At 71.3% G+C, this 16985-nt stretch carries 17 protein-coding genes and 2 pseudogenes; 10 read left to right on the plus strand and 9 right to left on the minus strand.

All coding sequences use genetic code 11. The annotated features are described in order from the left end of the window. The first annotated feature begins 16 nt into the window (after positions 1 to 16). Both ACIQK6_RS03270 and ACIQK6_RS03275 read left to right on the plus strand, forming a co-directional pair. The gene (locus ACIQK6_RS03270; protein WP_329105460.1) at positions 17 to 691 is read left to right on the plus strand and encodes a CBS domain-containing protein; all 675 of its coding nucleotides are present in this window, start codon (positions 17 to 19) and stop codon (positions 689 to 691) included. A gap of 91 nt (positions 692 to 782) precedes the next feature. Further along, on the plus strand, positions 783 to 1478 hold the full coding sequence (locus ACIQK6_RS03275; RefSeq protein ID WP_402694191.1) for a response regulator: 696 nt from the start codon (positions 783 to 785) through the stop codon (positions 1476 to 1478). A 31-nt stretch (positions 1479 to 1509) separates the two neighbouring features. Here the strand turns inward: ACIQK6_RS03275 and ACIQK6_RS03280 are convergent. The 3 genes and pseudogenes from ACIQK6_RS03280 to ACIQK6_RS03290 all read right to left on the minus strand — a co-directional run bounded on the left by ACIQK6_RS03280 (position 1510) and on the right by ACIQK6_RS03290 (position 4519). Then, positions 1510 to 3236: pseudogene (locus ACIQK6_RS03280) on the minus strand (GAF domain-containing protein). A 114-nt stretch (positions 3237 to 3350) separates the two neighbouring features. Next, positions 3351 to 3614 carry a hypothetical protein gene (locus ACIQK6_RS03285; protein ID WP_402694192.1) on the minus strand — a complete coding sequence of 88 codons (264 nt, stop codon included), beginning with the start codon at positions 3612 to 3614 and terminating at the stop codon, positions 3351 to 3353. Further along, positions 3611 to 4519 carry a universal stress protein gene (locus tag ACIQK6_RS03290; protein WP_329105456.1) on the minus strand — a complete coding sequence of 303 codons (909 nt, stop codon included), beginning with the start codon at positions 4517 to 4519 and terminating at the stop codon, positions 3611 to 3613. The genes ACIQK6_RS03285 and ACIQK6_RS03290 overlap by 4 nt, the downstream gene beginning before the upstream one ends. A gap of 251 nt (positions 4520 to 4770) precedes the next feature. Between ACIQK6_RS03290 and ACIQK6_RS03295 the strand changes: the two genes are divergently transcribed. From ACIQK6_RS03295 to ACIQK6_RS03305, 3 genes are all read left to right on the plus strand, one after another. Next, entirely contained in the window at positions 4771 to 5451 is a 681-nt protein-coding gene (locus ACIQK6_RS03295) for a CBS domain-containing protein (protein WP_402694193.1), read from the plus strand. A 33-nt stretch (positions 5452 to 5484) separates the two neighbouring features. Continuing rightward, complete coding sequence (locus tag ACIQK6_RS03300; RefSeq protein ID WP_402694194.1) at positions 5485 to 5712, plus strand: CBS domain-containing protein; 228 nt, start codon at positions 5485 to 5487, stop codon at positions 5710 to 5712. 113 nt (positions 5713 to 5825) lie between these two features. After that, positions 5826 to 6818, plus strand: coding sequence for an Acg family FMN-binding oxidoreductase (locus ACIQK6_RS03305; RefSeq protein WP_329105450.1), 993 nt, complete (start codon positions 5826 to 5828; stop codon positions 6816 to 6818). 520 nt (positions 6819 to 7338) lie between these two features. On the opposite strand, the gene ACIQK6_RS03310 is transcribed toward ACIQK6_RS03305, so the two are convergent. The 4 genes from ACIQK6_RS03310 to ACIQK6_RS03325 all read right to left on the minus strand — a co-directional run bounded on the left by ACIQK6_RS03310 (position 7339) and on the right by ACIQK6_RS03325 (position 10847). Beyond that, positions 7339 to 7878: a hypothetical protein gene (locus ACIQK6_RS03310; RefSeq protein ID WP_402694195.1), complete on the minus strand. Its 540-nt coding sequence runs from the start codon at positions 7876 to 7878 to the stop codon at positions 7339 to 7341. 8 nt (positions 7879 to 7886) lie between these two features. Then, positions 7887 to 8486: a hypothetical protein gene (locus tag ACIQK6_RS03315; RefSeq protein ID WP_329105445.1), complete on the minus strand. Its 600-nt coding sequence runs from the start codon at positions 8484 to 8486 to the stop codon at positions 7887 to 7889. Positions 8487 to 8957: 471 nt separating this feature from the next. Beyond that, complete coding sequence (locus tag ACIQK6_RS03320) at positions 8958 to 9770, minus strand: HAD-IA family hydrolase (RefSeq protein ID WP_402694196.1); 813 nt, start codon at positions 9768 to 9770, stop codon at positions 8958 to 8960. Beyond that, positions 9771 to 10847, minus strand: coding sequence for an alcohol dehydrogenase catalytic domain-containing protein (locus ACIQK6_RS03325; RefSeq protein ID WP_402694197.1), 1077 nt, complete (start codon positions 10845 to 10847; stop codon positions 9771 to 9773). 280 nt (positions 10848 to 11127) lie between these two features. Here ACIQK6_RS03325 and ACIQK6_RS03330 point away from each other — a divergent pair, with 280 nt between their 5' ends. The 4 genes from ACIQK6_RS03330 (at position 11128) to ACIQK6_RS03345 (ending at position 14700) form a co-directional block, all read left to right on the plus strand. Beyond that, positions 11128 to 11790, plus strand: coding sequence for a CBS domain-containing protein (locus ACIQK6_RS03330; protein ID WP_402694198.1), 663 nt, complete (start codon positions 11128 to 11130; stop codon positions 11788 to 11790). 154 nt (positions 11791 to 11944) lie between these two features. Next, entirely contained in the window at positions 11945 to 12604 is a 660-nt protein-coding gene (locus tag ACIQK6_RS03335; protein ID WP_402694199.1) for an MSMEG_1061 family FMN-dependent PPOX-type flavoprotein, read from the plus strand. Positions 12605 to 12781: 177 nt separating this feature from the next. After that, positions 12782 to 13375, plus strand: a complete 594-nt coding sequence (locus ACIQK6_RS03340) for a helix-turn-helix domain-containing protein (RefSeq protein ID WP_329105436.1) — start codon at positions 12782 to 12784, stop codon at positions 13373 to 13375. 110 nt (positions 13376 to 13485) lie between these two features. Further along, complete coding sequence (locus tag ACIQK6_RS03345) at positions 13486 to 14700, plus strand: MFS transporter (RefSeq protein ID WP_402694200.1); 1215 nt, start codon at positions 13486 to 13488, stop codon at positions 14698 to 14700. 123 nt (positions 14701 to 14823) lie between these two features. Here ACIQK6_RS03345 and ACIQK6_RS03350 read toward each other — a convergent pair. Beyond that, positions 14824 to 15690: pseudogene (locus tag ACIQK6_RS03350) on the minus strand (MATE family efflux transporter); the annotation flags it as partial. On the opposite strand from ACIQK6_RS03350, the gene ACIQK6_RS03355 reads away from it, so the two are divergent. After that, positions 15650 to 16321: a dipeptide/oligopeptide/nickel ABC transporter ATP-binding protein gene (locus ACIQK6_RS03355; RefSeq protein WP_329105432.1), complete on the plus strand. Its 672-nt coding sequence runs from the start codon at positions 15650 to 15652 to the stop codon at positions 16319 to 16321. The pseudogene ACIQK6_RS03350 and the gene ACIQK6_RS03355 sit on opposite strands and share 41 nt — an antisense overlap. Here ACIQK6_RS03355 and ACIQK6_RS03360 read toward each other — a convergent pair. Further along, the gene (locus ACIQK6_RS03360) at positions 16318 to 16791 is read right to left on the minus strand and encodes a MarR family winged helix-turn-helix transcriptional regulator (RefSeq protein WP_329105430.1); all 474 of its coding nucleotides are present in this window, start codon (positions 16789 to 16791) and stop codon (positions 16318 to 16320) included. The genes ACIQK6_RS03355 and ACIQK6_RS03360 overlap by 4 nt on opposite strands. Positions 16792 to 16985 lie beyond the last annotated feature (194 nt).

Here is a 16985-nt window from a genome sequence, read left to right on the forward strand (position 1 = left end):
GGCGAAGGAGCCGGTCATGCCCGCATCCCGCTACACCGTCAGTGACGTCATGACGCACACCGCCATCGCCATCGGCCGCGAGGCGTCGTACAAGGAGATCGTCGAGCTGATGCACCAGTGGAACGTCAGCGCGGTCCCCGTCCTGGAGGGCGAGGGCCGCGTCGTCGGCGTGGTCTCCGAGGCGGACCTGCTGCCGAAGGAGGAGTTCCGGCGTACGGAACCCGCGCTGCCCGAGCAGTTGGAGGAGGCTTCGAAGGCCGGCGCGGTTCTGGCCGAGGAGCTCATGTCGAGTCCGGCGATCACCGTGCACCCCGACGCGCCCGTCGCCGAAGCCGCCCGGATCATGGCCCGCAAGCACGTCAAGCGCCTGCCCGTGGTGGACGCGCTCGGCGCGCTGGAGGGCGTGGTCAGTCGCAGCGACCTGCTGAAGGTGTTCCTGCGGCCCGACGAGGAGGTGGAGGAGGAGATCCGCCAGAGCGTGCTCGCCGACCTGGCGCCCGAGGTGGCCTTGGCATGCGCCGTGCAGGACGGCGTGGTCACCTTGCGCGGCCCACTGCGGGACCGGGCCCTGATCCCCCTGCTCGCCCGGGCCGTGCGCGCGGTCGAGGGCGTCGTGGACGTCCGGATGGAGCTGGACAGCAAGGCGAGCACGGACGGCACGGACACCGTCATCTCTGCCCGGCGTGGCTAGCGTGCCTTGCTGCCGGCCGCCAGGTGCGTCGCCCACCTTCCTGAGACAATTCCGTTGGAAACGCATGGAACGGACCGAACCAGGGGCGATCATGTCCGATGATCCGAACGCCTCCTCCGAAGCGCCGGTCAAGGTGTTCCTCCTCGACGACCACGAGGTGGTCCGGCGCGGGCTGCGAGACCTCCTGGACGCAGAGCCGGACATCGTCGTCGTGGGCGAAGCCGGCACCGCCGAGCAGGCACTGGTCCGCGGGCTGGCGCTCCGTCCGGACGTCGCCGTACTCGACGTGCGGCTGCCCGACGGCGACGGCATCACCGTCTGCCGCGAGCTCCGCTCGCGCATGCCGGGCCTGGCCTGTCTGATGCTGACCTCGTTCGACGACGAGGACGCCCTGCTGGACGCGATCATGGCGGGTGCCGCCGGCTACGTGCTGAAGCAGATCAAGGGCTCCGACCTGGTCTCGGCCGTGCGCACGGTGGCCACGGGCCAGTCGATGCTGGACCCCGCGACCACCGCCCGTCTGATGCGCTCCCTGCGCGCCCCTGAAGCGGCGAAGCCACCGGAAGACGCCCGCCTGGCGGCCCTGTCCGAACGGGAGCGGGCCGTCCTCGAACTCATCGGCGACGGCCTCACCAACCGGCAGATCGCCAAGCAGCTCTACTTGTCCGAAAAGACGGTCAAGAACCACATCTCATGGCTGCTGGGCAAACTCGGCGTCGAGCGGCGGGTCCAGGCCGCCGTCATCGCCGCCCAAGTGCACGAGCACAACGCCGGGACGGCGAAGTAGGAGGAGCACTGACGACGGTCACCTCGTAGGGTCACCCCGTCGGCGGAACCAGTGGCACCTTCCACTCCAGGCAGGTGCCCCGCTCCCCGTCGTCCCGTCCCGCGACCTCCATCCGGCCACCCAGTCCTTCGGCACGCTCGGTCAGGTTCCGCAGTCCGCTGCGCCGGCCGCCCGCGGACAGGCCGACGCCGTTGTCGGTCACGGTGACGGTCAGGTTCCCCTCGGCCGCGGTGATCGAGACCTCTGCCCGTGTGGCCCGGGCATGGCGGGCGACGTTGGTGAGGGCTTCCCCCACCACGGCGAGGGCCTCGTCCGCGACGGCCGACGGTACGTCGGTGTCGATCAGTCCCTCCGTCCGTAGGGCCGGGGCGAAGCCCAGGGCCGCGGCGGCCTCGTCCAGGGCCCGGACCAGGCGGGTGCGCAGCGCGGCCGCCTCACCGGGGGCCCGGTGCTCGCGGAGTCCGAAGATGGTGGAACGGATGATCTTGATGGTGGCGTCCAGGTCGTCCACGGCGCGTGCGAGGCGTTCGGACGCCTGGGGGTGGTCGACGAAGCGCTGTGCGCTCTGGAGGGTCATGCCGGTGGCGAAGAGGCGCTGGATGGCCAGGTCGTGCAGGTCGCGGGCGATGCGGTCGTGATCCTCCAGCAGGCTCAGCTGCTCGGCGTCGCGGCGCCGGTCGGCGAGCTCCAGCGCGAGGGCGGCCTGACCCGCGAACCCCGGCAGCGCGGCGACTTCGGCGGCGGCGAACAGGGGGCGACCGTGCCGGCGGGCCAGAATCAGGACGCCGCTGAGCCGTTCCTTGGTGCCGACGGTGACGGCGACCGCCGGGCCGAAGCCCGCCCACCTCTCCGGTTGCACGGTCACGCGCCCGTCGGTGGCCACGTCGGGAACCGTGATGAGGCCGTCGCGGGCCAGTGCGGCCTCGGCGAGGGTGCCCCGGGTGCGGGGCAAGACGATCCCGCGGTGCGCCTCGGCCGCCTCCCCGAGGGCGAGCGAGCCCCTCAGCTCGCCGGCGGCGCCGAGCAGGTAGAAGACGCCCATGTCAGCGCCGGTGATGTTGTTGACGCGCTCCAGCATGCCCTGGAGGACCTCGTCCTCGGGTGCTCCGGAGAGCAGGGCGCTGGTGATGTCGGAGCCGGCCTCCAGCCAGCGCTCGCGCAGTCGGACTTCTTCGAAGAGCCGGGCGTTCTCGATGGCGATGCCGGCTGCGACGGCGAGGGTGGACAACACCGCCTCGTCCTCGGCGTCGAACTCGGCTCCGCCGCGCTTCTCGGTCAGATAAAGGTTGCCGAAGACCTCCTCGCGGACCCGGATCGGGACTCCGAGGAAGGAGTGCATCGGCGGGGTGGCCGGGAAGCCGTACGAGGCCGGGTGCTCGGACAGCTCCGACAGCCGGAGCGGCTCGGGGTGGCGGATCAGCTCACCGAGGATGCCGTGGCCGGACGGCAGGGCCCCGATCTGGGTGCGGAGGCCGTCGCTGACGCCGACGGGCAGGAACTCGGCCAGCTTCTTGTCGTCCCCGACGACGCCGAGGGCCCCGTACTCGGCGTCCACGAGCAGCACGGCGGCCTCGACGATGCCGCGGAGCACCTGGGGAAGGTCGAGTTCCCGGCCCACCGACATGACGGCTTCGAGCAGGCCGTTCAACCGGTCGCGGTTCCCCTGACCTCGTCGATCCGCACCTTGAGTTCGTCCAGCAGCTCGTCGAGCCGCAGGCGTGGCACACCGCTGCGGGCGGGCTGGTCGCATGCGCTCATGCCCCACCTCCGGCCGGCAACGAGGGCGACGGGGGCCGTCGCCTCCACCGTATCCCCGGGCCGGAGGGCCTTCCCACTCGTAGCGGCCCTAACGGGCCGGTCGACGGTCGGCGGTCAGCGGTCGGCCCTCGGCCCGGGTCGGTCGGTGGGCCCGGTGATCACCGGGCCCACCGGTGACGCTCGCCTCGGGGGTGTCGTTCCGGCCGGGAGCGTCGTCGACGTGAGGGCGTCGTGCCGGGGTGGTACCGCGAGGACCAGGCGCAGCGGGAGCCGGCGCCGGTGGGCTTCGTCGGCGGCCCAGGCCAGCGGAAGGTGTCGTTCCCGATCCGGGTCGATGCCCACGACGATGCCGTGTCTTCCCGGCTGGTGGCCGTTCACGCCCGGCTCCCGGAATCGGCGCCGGTCCGGGGGACGAGGAGGACGGGGCAGTGCGCGTGGTGCAGCAGGCTGTGCGTGGCCCTGCCCAGGTTGGGGGCGAGTCCGAGGGGTCCGGGGGCCCGGCGGCCGCCCATGACGAGCAGGTCGGCGTGGCGGGAGGCCTCGACCAGGACTCCGGCGACGGAGATGCTCTTCTCCGCGTCGGTCTGGATCTCCAGGTCGGGGAATTCACCGCGGATCGCGTCCGTGGCGGCCCGCAGGGTCTCTTCGTGGCCGCTCGCGATCTCGACGACGCCGTCGAGCATGCTGACCACCTCGCCGACGGACTGGAGGATGTTCCACACGTGCAGCAGCCGCAGGGAGGCCCCCCGCAACTCGGCTTCCCGGGCGGCGTACCGGGCGATCTGGACGTCGTGCTCGTCGCGCACGGCGGCGAGGACCGTGCCGGTCTCCTCGGCCCCGTGGGTGCCTCGTACGACGATGACGGGGGTCATGGCGACGGCCGCGGTGCCCAGCCCCACCGATCCGAGCAGGAGGGAGTTGAATCCGCCCAGGCCCCGGTGGCCCACCACGACCGTGCCGTGGCGGCCGGCGGCCCGGTGCAGGGCGGTGACGGCGTCAGCCCGGCTGAACTCGGTGGTCACGTTCAGGTCGGGGTACTCGGCCGCCACGGCCTTCGCCGTGTCGTCCAGCAACTCCCGACCGCGGAAGCGGACCATCTCCACGGTTTCCGCCGACAGGTACAGGCCCCTGCCGTCGGTGTCGGCCCCGTACACGACGTGGAGGGGACGGTCACGGCGCACCGCCTCCTCGGCAGCCCACAGGGCGGCGCTGCGCGCCGACTCCGAGCCGTCCACGCCGACGATGACCGAGCTGGTGTCCGGAGCACGGAAGGTACTTTCCACGATTCCTCCCAACCGAGGATCCGATGAAGGACACCCCTCACGCTGCCACCGTCGGCGCTCCGGGCAGAGGGCCGCCCGGGACAGCCGAGGGGGGGCCGAAGGGCCCCATCGTCCCCCGTGTCTTCCGGGTCCCTTTCGGTCCGGGACGGGACCGTTCGGCCCTCGATCACCGGGCGGGGGTCGGTGGATGGTGGGGGCACGTCCAACACCGGGGACCGGCCTCGCGTGACGCGGCGGAGCAGGAGGGCCTCATGAAGCGCATCAAAGTGGCGGACCTGATGACCGACGAGGTCGTCTCCGTGGCCCCGGTCACCGCTTTCAAGGACGTCGCGAAGCTCCTCGCCCAGTACGACATCTCGGGAGTCCCCGTCCTGGACGACGAGGACCGCGTGGTGGGTGTCGTTTCCCGAACGGACCTGCTGGCCCACACGGCGGACCCCCGTACAACGGGCCCCCGCGGCTCCCGGCAGGACGACTCGGGGACGGGACCGCCCACCGCGGGCGACGTCATGTCCGCGCCCGCGGTCACCGTCCACGCCGAAGAGACGGTGGCTGACGCCGCGCGGCTGATGACCCGCCGGAGCATCGAACGTCTCCCCGTCGTGGACGTGGAGGACCGGCTCGTCGGCATCGTCACCCGCCGTGACCTGCTCCGCACGTTCCTGCGCCCGGACTCCGAGATACGCCGACGCGTCACCGACGAGGTCCTCGTGGAGGTCCTGGGCCTGCCGGCCGATGACGTCGAGGTCCACGTGGTCGACGGCATCGTCACCCTGGACGGCCGTGTCGAGCTGCGGAGTCAGCTCGCTGCACTCCTCGGCCTCGTCGAGCGCCTCGACGGGGTCGTCGCGGTGGCGTCCCGGGTGACCGCCCGCACCGACGACACGGCAACCGCTCACGCCGACCGCGCCCGCCACGCGATGCCGTGGTGAGGCGGCCCCGGACCGCACGAAAGAAGTCACGCCATGAAGCACCTGCGCACCGTCGAGGACGTCATGACGCGCGCCGCGATCTCCGTCGAGCGGGACACCGCGTTCAAGGACGTCGTGGCAGCGCTGCGGATGTGGAACGTCAGCGCGCTCCCCGTCCTGGACCAGGACGGAAAGGTGGCCGGCGCGCGCTCGATGGCCCGCAGACACCTCAAGCGCCTTGTGGACGTCAAGGCGGACTTCACCACCCCGGTACCCGCATGAGGAGATGCCCGCCCGGTGACCCCCGGTAGCACCGTGCCGCACCCCGCGCGGATGCCGATGCGGATGCCGATGCCGAACAGCACGAATGAGGCCGTACAGACAGGACCAGTCCCATGACCGTCGCACCTCTCGATCCCGCCGCCGTGGCCCGACTCGTCGACGACGCCGTCACCGCCCCGTCCATGCACAATGCCCAGCCGTGGAAGTTCGTGTTCCGTGCGGGCAGCGGAACCCTGGCCCTGTACGGCGATCCGGACCGCGCCATGACGCGGACCGACCCGGATCACCGTGCCCTCCAGCTCGGTTGCGCCGCGGCGCTGTTCAACCTGCGGGTGTCCGCGGCCTGGAACGGCCTCCCCGTACGCGTACGACTCTTGCCGGACGACTCCGAACCGTGGCTGCTCGCCACGGTGGCCGTCGACGGAACCGCTGGTGAGGAGCACCAGTTGGCCTCCTTGCACGGCGCCGTCCGGCGTCGCCGCACCAGCCGGTACCCCTTTGACGACGAGCCGGTGCCCACCGCACTGCTGGACGGCCTGGTGGCCGCGGCCCGCTTGGAGGGCTGCCGACTGACCGTCCCGGACGCGTGGCACCTGGACACCGTGCTCGGGCTGGTCCGGGACGCAGAGCACCGCGAGGAGATCGATCCGCTCGTCCGGGCGGAGACCGCGACCTGGGTCTCCCCCGTGCCGGGCGCCACGGGCGGGCGCCGCGACGGCGTTCCCGCCACCGCGTTCGGACCGAAGAGTTCCGCAGGCCCCGCCCCCGTACGCGACTTCGGTCGGGCCGGGCCGATGCCGGATCGTGGCCGGGCCGTGTTCGAGAAGCGGCCGCAGTTGGCCCTGCTCGGCACCGCGGGGGACACGAGGGTCGACTGGCTGCACGCCGGCCAGGCGATGGAGCGCGTCCTTCTCCAGGCCACTGCCGACGGCCTTGCCACCTCGATGACTTCCCAGCCCCTGGAATGGCCGGAGCTGCGGTGGACGGTCCGCGACCCGGTCGCGGCCATGGGACACGTACAGATGGTCCTCCGCCTCGGCTACGGACCCGCGGGGCCCGCCACGCCGCGCCGCCCGGTGACCGAGGTACTGGAAATCCGGGAGTAGGAACGTTGTCGTCGAGCTGCAGGGCGCAGATCGCCCCGGGCCGGGCTGCATGGACTGCGGCGAGGGCCACGGGCAGGCGTGGTCGCCCGGATGCTCGGCTACAACGACGACACCACGACCCGCCTCGCCGAAGAGGCCGGAGGAACCTGGCGCCACTACGCCCCCGGCGACCACTCACGGTGACCACAAGCCCTCAGCAACTGAGGAATACGCGACAGCCGATTACGCGAGGTGGCCGGTTTCATGCCCCATCACCCGCATCACCCGCATCACGTACCGGACCCAGCGCTTCGCCACCGCAGCCCTGCCCTCCATGTCACGTACTTCGGGTAGGACGCTGTCGGGCCCCGGCGCCACCACGGGACCCCCAGAGCATCACTCTCAGGTATACGACACCGCCCGGCAGCTTCGCGATCCCCATGCGCTCCTCGTCGGGGCTGGTCCCGGGCGGGCCCTCCCACTCGGCCCGGCTGGTGTCGAGCGCGTAGCGCTCATCGGACCATTCCGTCTTCCGGGCGGCTCAGGCGCAGTTCAGGGTCTTCACGGTCTCCGCCATGTACGTGCGCATGAACCTCTCCACGGCGGGCCGCAGGTCGGCCTTGTCCTTGGCGGCCCGGGACACGATCACCGTGAGGGTGAAGTGGTCTCCGGCCTGCGTCCGGCAAGCCGTGGTGGCGGTCGCGCCCTCGTTGCCGAGGACGGAGTCCTCGAACCCGAGGTTCACCCGTGCCGGATCCGTCAGCCCCACCACACTGCTCTGCCGGGCCGTCGCCAGCAGGTCCTCCGGCGCTCCCGGATGCCAGGCGAACCGGAACGCGAGCGCCCGCTCGCCGTCCACCGCCACCACGCACGGCGCCGTCTGCGGCTTCTGCCGGTCCACCCGGCTGGACTCGGTGATCTTTCCGTAGGGTTCGAGCAGCGGCTTCGACAGGCCCGCCGGGACGGGTGTGCCGCAGAGCTTCTCCGGGACCGCCCGGTCCTCCTCCGAACCGCCGCCGCACCCGGCGAGCGAGGCCGCGAGGACCGTGACCGCCGTGAGCGCGCCGGCTCCGGCGGCCACGGTCCGCCTCATTCGGCAGCCCCGCTCGGCGGGGTGGTGACGCCCTTGGCGCGCTCAGCACCGGCCCCCGCAGCCTCGTCGACCTTGGTCTGGTACTCGTATTGGCCGCCGTCCTTGTCGTGCTGCTTCATCCACTCGTCGGTCAGCGCCATCAGCTGGCCGTTGCGCTTCTCGTACGCCTCGTAGCGCTTGTCCGAGTACTCCTGGTCGATCTGCTTCTGCTCGTCCGCCAGCCACTTGTCGACCACGAAGTCGAAGCCGGCCTGGACCTCCGCGTCGTAGGCGGGCAGGTAGCCGATCGCCGTGTCGAACATCCACTTCTCGTCCCAGGCGGCCGTCTCGGCAGGTCCGACCGCCTCGGTGCGGGCCTGCTCCAGGAAGCCCACCGTGCGCCCGGCCTGCAGCAGCGACTCCTCCGGGTGCTTCTGGCCCGCCTCGTGGATGTCGGCGACCATGGCCTGATTGATCCCGTAGTTCAGGGACCCATAGGCCTCCTGGTCCTTGGAGACCTGCTTGATGACCTCGTACATGTCGTTCTGCGGCACCGGCAGGTTGCGCATGTCCACGGCGCTGGTGACCTCGTGCACCGTGCCGGCGTGGTTGACCATGACGTTCGCCATCGGCTCGCGCAGCGACTCGGGAAGGTCGTCGCCGGCCTTCGCAAAGTGCTCGATCGCGTTCTTGAAGACGGCCTTGTTGTCGGCGCTGTGCTCGACGAACTTCGGGTTCTCCGCGGACGGGTCGATGCCGGTGGCACCGGCCTGCAGGGCCGCGGCGAAGCCCGCCCGGTCGTCCTTGTCGAGCGCGGCGGAGTAGTTGGGTGGAGTTGCCGTGCTCGTTGGCCTCCAGCACCACCTCCCAGTTGCGCTCCATGAGGTGCTTCATGCGGTCCTCGTCCTTGAGGTAGGACGCGGACGCCTCCGGGTCGCGGCTCATCACGCCGAGCAGCCCGTCCATCGGGTCGTTGGCGAACCAGCCGGTCCGCTCCCCGCTGTACTCCGCGGCCTTCTTCTCCGCGGGCGTCGAGGCGAGGTCCTGGTTCCCGCCGGGGAACAACGGGCCTGGTGGAGGACCCGAGTTCAACCGCATCGTGGCCTGGCCTGCCTCGGTGGACCGCGCCTGACTCCAGTCCTGCTCGACCCCATCTCCAACCTCTCCCCGTTGACCGTCTGCGTCAGCCGTCCGACCGCGGCCCTGCCCGCACCGCTGCGGCAGAAACTTCTCTTCGACGCTACCAGGGCCGGGAGCGCCGTCCGGCAGCCCGCGAGGTAGGTGCCGGGGTAGTGGATGCCGTCGGCGACGCTTTCGGGGGCCGAACCGCGGGTGGCGAAGCGGCCGTTCCCCAGGGTGCACAGAGAATCGACCAGCCGCCCGGTCTTGGGGTCGTAGCGGTGGTACCCCCAGCGCCAGGGGGTGTTCGCGGGCGGCGGCCCCCTTCGAGGGGGGGCGGGCAGTCCGCCGAGGTCGGGGAGGACGAGCTGGGCGCCGAACCTGTGCAGGGCGTCCCGCATCCGCGGGTCGCCCTCGCGGTCGAGCCCCACCACCAGGCGGAAGCGGCCTCGGCGCCCCGCGTCGACGCCTGCGAGCGCGTCCTCCACGACGACGGTGCGTGCGGGATTCACGTCGAGCCGGCCGGCAGCTTCGAGGAAGGGGGCGGGGTCGGGTTTGCCCGGAAGGGCGAGTGCGGCCGCGTCCTGTCCGTCGACCAGGGCGTCGAAGTAGCCGATGAGTCCTGCGGCTTCCAGAAGGGAACGGGCGTTCCGGGAAGCCGGGACGGCTGCGCACCGGATCGCCTTCTCCCGCAGCGCCCGGAGTGCGGGCCGCACGTCGTCGAAGGTGCGGACTCCTTCAGTCCGCAGGATCGCCGCGTGCCGAACGTGCAGAACATGCACTCACTGCTCCTGCGGCGGTACGGCGACCGCGTCGTGCTGCGGTCCGCCGAGCACGACTTTGAGGGCGCCGGTTTCGCCGGCGCGGGAGAAGACGTCGTACGCCTTTTCCATCTGGTCCAGCTCGAACCGGTGGGTGACCATCGCGGCCCCGGGCAGGCGGCCGGCGGCCATCATGCGCAGCAGCACGGGGGTGGAGCGGGTGTCGACGAGGCCGGTGGTGATGGTGACGTCCTTGATCCACAGGTCTTCGAGGTGGAGGACGGCGGGCTTGCCGTGAACCCCGATGTTGGCGACCCGCCCACCCGGGCGGACCATGCGGGTGCACATCTCGAAGGCCTCGGGCACGCCGACGGCCTCGATGACCACGTCCGCCCCGAGCCCGTCGGTGAGGTCCTCCACCAGCCGCTCGGGCTCCTCGTCCGCACTCGCGGTCGCATCGGCGCCCAGGTCGCGCGCGGCCGCGAGCCGGGCGGCGGCGAGGTCGACGGCAATGATCCGCCCGGGGCTGTAGAGCCGGGCCGTGGCGACGGCGGCCAGGCCGACGGGTCCGACACCGACCACGACGACGGTGTCGCCCGGGCGCACGTTGCCGTTGAGCACGCCGACCTCGTAGGAGGTCGGGAAGACGTCAGCGAGCAGCACGGCATCGTGGCCGGCCAGGGCGCTGGGCAGCGGGTGGACGGAGAGGTCTGCGAAGGGGACGCGCACGTACTCGGCCTGGGTGCCGTCGATGGTGTGGCCGAGGACCCAGCCGCCGCCTCCGCGGCACTGGTCGTAGTGCCCTTCCCGGCAGAAGCGGCAGCGGCCGCAAGCCGAGATGCAGGAGATCAGGACGCGGTCGCCGGGGCGGACGCTGCGGACGTCGCCGCCCGTCTCGACGACGGTTCCGACGGCCTCGTGGCCCAGGATCCGTCCGGGCGTGACGTCGGGGACGTCGCCCTTGACGATGTGCAGGTCGGTGCCGCAGATGGTGACGGCGTCGACCCGGACGATCGCGTCGGCGGCGTCCTTGATGGAAGGGTCCGGTACGTCATGCCAGGAGGTCTGCCCGGGCCCCTGGAAGACGAGAGCCTTCATGGCGCGGCCTTCTCTCTGTGTCTGCCGTGCGGGAGGGGGGGTCACCGCCAGGCTGTGCCCGTGGCCCTCCGTCCCGCTTGGGCCGGTCGGCCCCTACCGGGGACCGGTCGGTCCCCGGTAGAGGGGGCGCTCCGGTGCGACGGTGGAGGCGGCATCCGTTCCGAAAGGAGGGCTGCTGCCATGCCCCTGCCGGCCTGCTGGCCCCCACTCCCACCCCGCCCCGCACGACAGCGGGCGTCCCGCTCGCCTGCTCCCCCGTACCGACACTGAGGACCCTGCCATGACCTCCACCCCGTACACCGTCGCCGACGTCATGACCGGCAAGGTCGTCGCCGTCACCCCCTCGACCGGCTTCAAGGACATCGCCGCCGCGATGGAGCGGTGGAAGGTGACCGCCCTCCCCGTCATCGAGGGCGAGGGCCGCGTCGTCGGCGTGGTCTCCGAGGCCGACCTCCTGCCCAAGGAGGAGTTCCACGAGCACCGCCCGGGCCTGATCGAGCAGATGCGCCGTCTCGGCGACACCGCCAAGGCGGGCTCCACCCGCGCCGAGGACCTGATGACCACCCCGGCGGTCACGATCCGCCCCGACGCGACCTTGCCCCGGGCCGCCCGGCTCATGGCCGACCGGCACATCAAGCGCCTCCCGGTCGTCGACGCCGACGGCACCCTCAAGGGCATCGTCAGCCGGGCCGACCTCCTCAAGGTCTTCCTCCGCACCGACGAGGATCTCGCCACCGAGATCCGCGACACCGTCGTGGACCGCCTCTTCCCCCTCTCCCGTGAAGCCGTCGAGGTCACCGTGGTCCAAGGGATCGCCACCCTGACCGGCGGGGTGGCGGACCCCGACCTGATCCCCCTGGCCGAACGCCTCACCGGCTCCGTCGAGGGCATCGTCGACGTCCGCTGCCGGCTCAACCATCCGGCCGAAGCCAGCGGTTCCTGACGCTGCGCTCATGGCACGCCGACGGAGATCACGCGCAACACCTCATCGGCGGGCCCGGTCCACAGAGGGAGCCACCGGCGCTCGCCCTCACGTCGCTCGTGTGGTGCATTCACCTGCCGAGATCGGTCCCAGGTCCGCCTCTTAGGGTCGGGGCATGACACAGCCCCATGCAAGCAGTGCCTTCGACTCGCTCCGCCTCGACGCCCTTTCCGACCAGGAGGCGTTGCGCCGGGTCTACGAACTACCCAAGGACACGGCCTTACGCAAGCAGATGACCGAACTCACCGAACAGACACGGCGGTTGATCGAATGCTCCGCACTGGTCCTGGTCGCCAGCGCGGACGCCGAGGGCAACTGTGACGTTTCCCCGCGCGGCGGACCCGCCGGATTCGTCGCCGTCTTGGACTCACGGACGGTGGCAGTACCAGACGCGACCGGCAACAAGCGTCTGGACACCCTGCGGAACGTCGTCGCCACCGGACGGGCCGGGCTGCTGTTCGTCATCCCGGGCCGCACCACGACGCTGAGGGTGAACGGCCGGGCCTGCGTCTCCACCCGCCCGGAACTGCTGTCGCAGCTGACCGCCGTGGGCAAACCGCCGGCCAGTGCCCTGGTGTTGGGGATCGAAGAGGTCTACCCGCACTGCCCCAAGTCGCTCCTGCGCAGCGGGGCCTGGAAGCCGGAACGGTGGTTGCCGGCCGACGCCCAGCCGACCTCGGCCGAGGTGATGTTGGCCCAGCTGCGGATGCCGGAGCTGACGATCGCCGACATCGAGGAGGCGGAGGCGGATTCACTGAAGCACCGGTACGAGTAACGGCCGACGTGCGGGCCGTTCTGCGGGTGCGCGGCGCCCCGGATCAGCGGGCACCGGCTGATCGGCGACGCCACGCCATCCCGGCCCGGACCGGCCCGGACCGGGCGTACCTCAGCGGCCTTTCGGGGGGCTCCGCGGCGCTTGTAAAGGGTTCTTTAGCAAGATATGTTTAGAAGCATGGCTGAGATCACGCCCGGCGACGAAGCCGGGGGGTTGCGGCGGTCCGTCCATCTCACGGACCCCCGCGCTCTGCGCGCCTACGCCCACCCGACCCGCATGAAGCTGGTCGCACTGCTGCGGGTCGAAGGGCCCTTCACGGCGACCCGCGCCGCGCAGCTCACCGGCGAGTCCGTCGCGAGCTGCTCCTATCACCTGCGGACGCTCGCGAAGTACGGTCTGGTCGAACACGCCGAGGGCGGTCAGGGCCGGGAGAAGCCCTGGCGCGCCACGGCCCACTACACCAACTGGCAGAACGCCGAAGGCGAGGCGGCCGAGGCACTCAGCACGGCCATGGCCCAGCGCTACTTCGAGCACATGACGCACGCGATCGACACCCGGCACCAACTACCGGGCGAGTGGCGCCGGGCGGAGTGGTTCGGCGACGACGTCGTCTACCTGACTGCCGCCGAACTCACCGAAGTGGGCGAGCGCTTCTCGGAGATCCTCGGCTCCTACGGTGAGCGGCTCGACGACCCCTGCCTGCGACCGGACGACGCGGCACCGGTGACCGTGCTGCGCATCGCGTTCCGCAACCGCAGGACGACCACATGACAGTCGCATGAACTCGCTGAACCCGGAGTGACCGCATGCCAGCGACCAAAACCCCGGCGCGGGGCGAGTTAGCGAAGCCGGCGCACCGCGATCCCAACGTATGGCGTTGGGTGGTTGCCTATACCGCCTCGGTCGTGGGCAACGGCTGCTTCTTCCTGGCTCTCGGCTGGGCGGCGAGCCGGACTGCCGCACCAGCGGAAGTCAGTGTCGTCATGGCGGTCGGCGCCGTTCCCCGTGCCGTGCTCATGCTGGGCGGCGGAGTGATCGCGGACCGTTTCAGCCCCCACTATGTGATCATCGGCAGCGACATGGTGCGCTGCGCGGTGATCCTCGCCGCAGCGGCAGCGCTCGCCCTGGCGTCTCCGGGTCTTTGGCTGCTCGTCGCGGTCGCTCTTGTCTTCGGGGTGGCCGACGCCCTGTTCCTTCCCGCGGTGGGCGCGCTGCCGGCCCGGCTCGCCGACGCCGAACAGGTCCTGCGAGTCCAGGGCATGCGGTCCCTGGCGGTCAGGTTGGGCAACAGTCTGGGGGCGCCGCTCGCCGGCCTGGTGATGGCCCTGAGCGGACCCGCCGCCGCGTTCGCCGTCGCCGGCGGTCTCTTCGCACTGTCGTTGACCTTGCTCTTCACCGTGCGCATACGCGCTCTGCCCGTACAGAAGCCCGACCCGGAAACGGCGGCAGAGGGGGAGGCGGAGGGGGCACGAGGGGGCAAAGCTGCCGGAATGTGGCAGGAGATGACCAGTGGGCTGCAGTACGTGCGCAGACAGCCACTCGTCCGCATGCTCGTCCTTGCCCTGGTCGTCGTCGAACTCGGCTGCGTCGCCCCCTTGAGCATCGGAGTGGTGCTGCTGGCGCGTGACCGGGACTGGGGTGCGTCCGGTGCCGGCTGGACCCTCGGCACGTTCAGCATCGGAGCCGCTGTGAGCGCGCTGCTGCTCACGACCTGGGGCCGGCTGCCGCGCCCCGGTGCCTTCTACATCGCGTCGCTCGCTGCCGGTTCGGCCTCGATCGCCTCGCTCGCCCTGGCCCCGAGCCCCCTGATCGCGGCTGCCCTCGGAGCCGTCGGGGGCCTGGCCCTCGGACTGAACGGCGGCATCTCCTACGCCCTCGTGCAATCCGCTTGCCATCCCGGCTATCTGGGCCGGGTGATGTCCTTGTTGAGCCTTGCGAGCTTTGGTGTCGGGCCCCTGGCCCTACCGGTCTTCGGCGCTGCGGCGGCAGGCTTCGGAACGGCCGCGGCCTTCACCGTGTTCGGGGCAATCGCCGGCCTCGGCGCAGTGACCTGTCTCTTCTCGACAGACGTCCGCCACGCCGAACTACCCAACTGAGCCGCCGGAGTCCACGACTGCCCTCGCCTCACATCACCCCGGGCAGGACCGACGGCGGACGACGGGTCGAGCAGGGTGCGTCGGTGTGGGGGCGGCCCGTAGTGCCCCGGGCTGAAAGCCAATTCACTCGGGGAGCGGCTGCGCGACGGCGGGGGTGGCGTGAGCCTGCTCGTGGCGGGTGAGGGAGTGGGAGTAGCGGCGCAGGAGGAGGACGGCAGTGGTGGCGAGGCCGGTGAGGAGGCCGAGCCAGATGCCGAGGGCATCGAGGTCCAGGGCATAGGCGAGGAGCCAGGAGGCGGGGAGGCCGACGGCCCAGTAGCCGATGAGGGTGATGTGGAAGCCGCTCTTGGTGTCGTCGAGGCCGCGCAGGAGTCCGACGCCGATGTTCTGGGCGCAGTCGAAGAACTGGAGGAAGGTGGTCACGATCAGGAGATGGGTGGCGATGGTGAGCGCCTGGGCGGAGCCGGAGTTCAGGAAGGGCGCGAGGATCAGCTCGGGGATCGTGAGGTAGAGCAGTCCGACGACGGCCATGACGGCGGCGGCGCAGGCCAGGGCGGTGTTCTTGAGGCGGCGGGCGTCGTCGTGGTTGCCGAGGGCGAGTTCGCGGCTGACGTTGATGGAGGCGGCGTGGGAGAGGCCGACGGCGACCTGGAAGACGATGTAGACCAGCTGGTTGACGGCCGTGTGTGCGGCGAGCGCGTCAGGCCCGAAGGAGCCCGCCATCAGGGCGGTGATCGAGAAGAAACCGGCCTCGGAGCCGTAGGTCGCGGCGATCGGGACACCGAGGCCGACGAGGCGCTTGACGGTGGCCGCGTCGGCCTTGGTGATGTCCGGGGTGAGGAGCGGTGCCAGCTCCTCGTCCTTCTTCGCGGAGAGGTAGAGGGCGAGGAAGGACAGCAGGTAGACGGTGGAGGTGGCGACGCCGACGCCGGTGAGACCGAGTCGGGGCATGCCGAAGGTGCCGTGGACGAGGACCCAGTTCAGGCTCGACCTCGACGTACGCCCCGGTGCCCTGACCGCGGTCGTCGGCCCGTCCGGTTGCGGCAAGACCACCTTGGTGCGCACCCTCGCGGGGCTGCACCCGGCCGGAGGCGGCGCACTCGCCCTCCACGGCACACCGCTCGCAGGCACCCATCGCCGGCGCAGCCGTGACCAGTTGCGCCGGATCCAGCTCGTCCCTCAGAACCCGCTCGGCGCCCTGAACCCCGCCCGTACGGTCGGCGCCACCCTCGTCCGCCCCCTCAAGCTCCACCTCGCGCTGCCCTCCGACCAGCGAGAGACCCGGGTCGCGGAACTCCTGACGGCCGTCGGCCTACCGGAGGACTTCGCCTCCCGCTACCCCCACGAACTGTCAGGCGGGCAGCGCCAACGGGTGTCCATCGCACGCGCTCTGGCCGCCGAACCGGACGTCCTGCTGTGCGACGAGGTCACGTCCGCCCTCGACGCGGATACCGCATCCGACGTCATGGCGCTCCTCCACGACCTGCGCACGCGCCGGGGCCTGGCCGTCGTGCTCGTCAGCCACGACCTTCCCCTGGTGCTGCGCCACGCCGACGAGGTACTCACCCTCGGCGGGCAGGACACCGCCGTACCGGCCGAACACCAGGCGGCTTCGACCTAGGTCGAAGCCGAGCGCACCGCGCCGGCACGGGCGGCCGTGGCGCACACCCGCCGGAGCAGGTAGTGGAGCTGGGTGCGCTCACCCTTCGTGAGGGACGCCAGCAGGACGTCCTGCACCGCGTTCATGTCGTCCTGCACGGTCGTCAGTGCCGTCGCACCGGTCGGGGTGAGGGTCACCACCTCGTGGCGACCGCCGATGTTGACGACCATGTCCTGTACCAGGCCCTGCGCGAGGAGGTCACGGATCGCCCGCGTGACGTCTACCGGTGGAACGCCCATCTGCTCGGCGAGATCGCGCCGAGCGTGTGGCCCCAGTTCGGCCAGTGTCCTGAGGACCGACCGGTGCAAGGGACTCGGCCCGCCCGCGCTCACGCGCTCGGTCATCAGCGCGTCCGCGGCCCTGCCCGCCGCAGCCAGGAGGTGCACGGTCTGCTCGGAGGGACTCGACGACCCGCTCCCCCTGTCGTACACGTCGCATCCAATCGCCGGGGAGGGGGATGTCACCTCCACCCAGGACACGCGGACGATATCGCCCACGACGCGCCGGGCGCCGGGCGCTGGGCACGGAGCACGTCGGCTCCGGAATCACCCGGCACGCCGGGCCTGGAGGGACTGGTGGAGTAAACCCAGGCTCAGCTTACTTACACCCGGCCGATTGGTCTACA

The sequence above is a fragment of the Streptomyces sp. NPDC091682 genome, assembly GCF_044756625.1.
Taxonomy (GTDB): Bacteria; Actinomycetota; Actinomycetes; order Streptomycetales; family Streptomycetaceae; genus Streptomyces.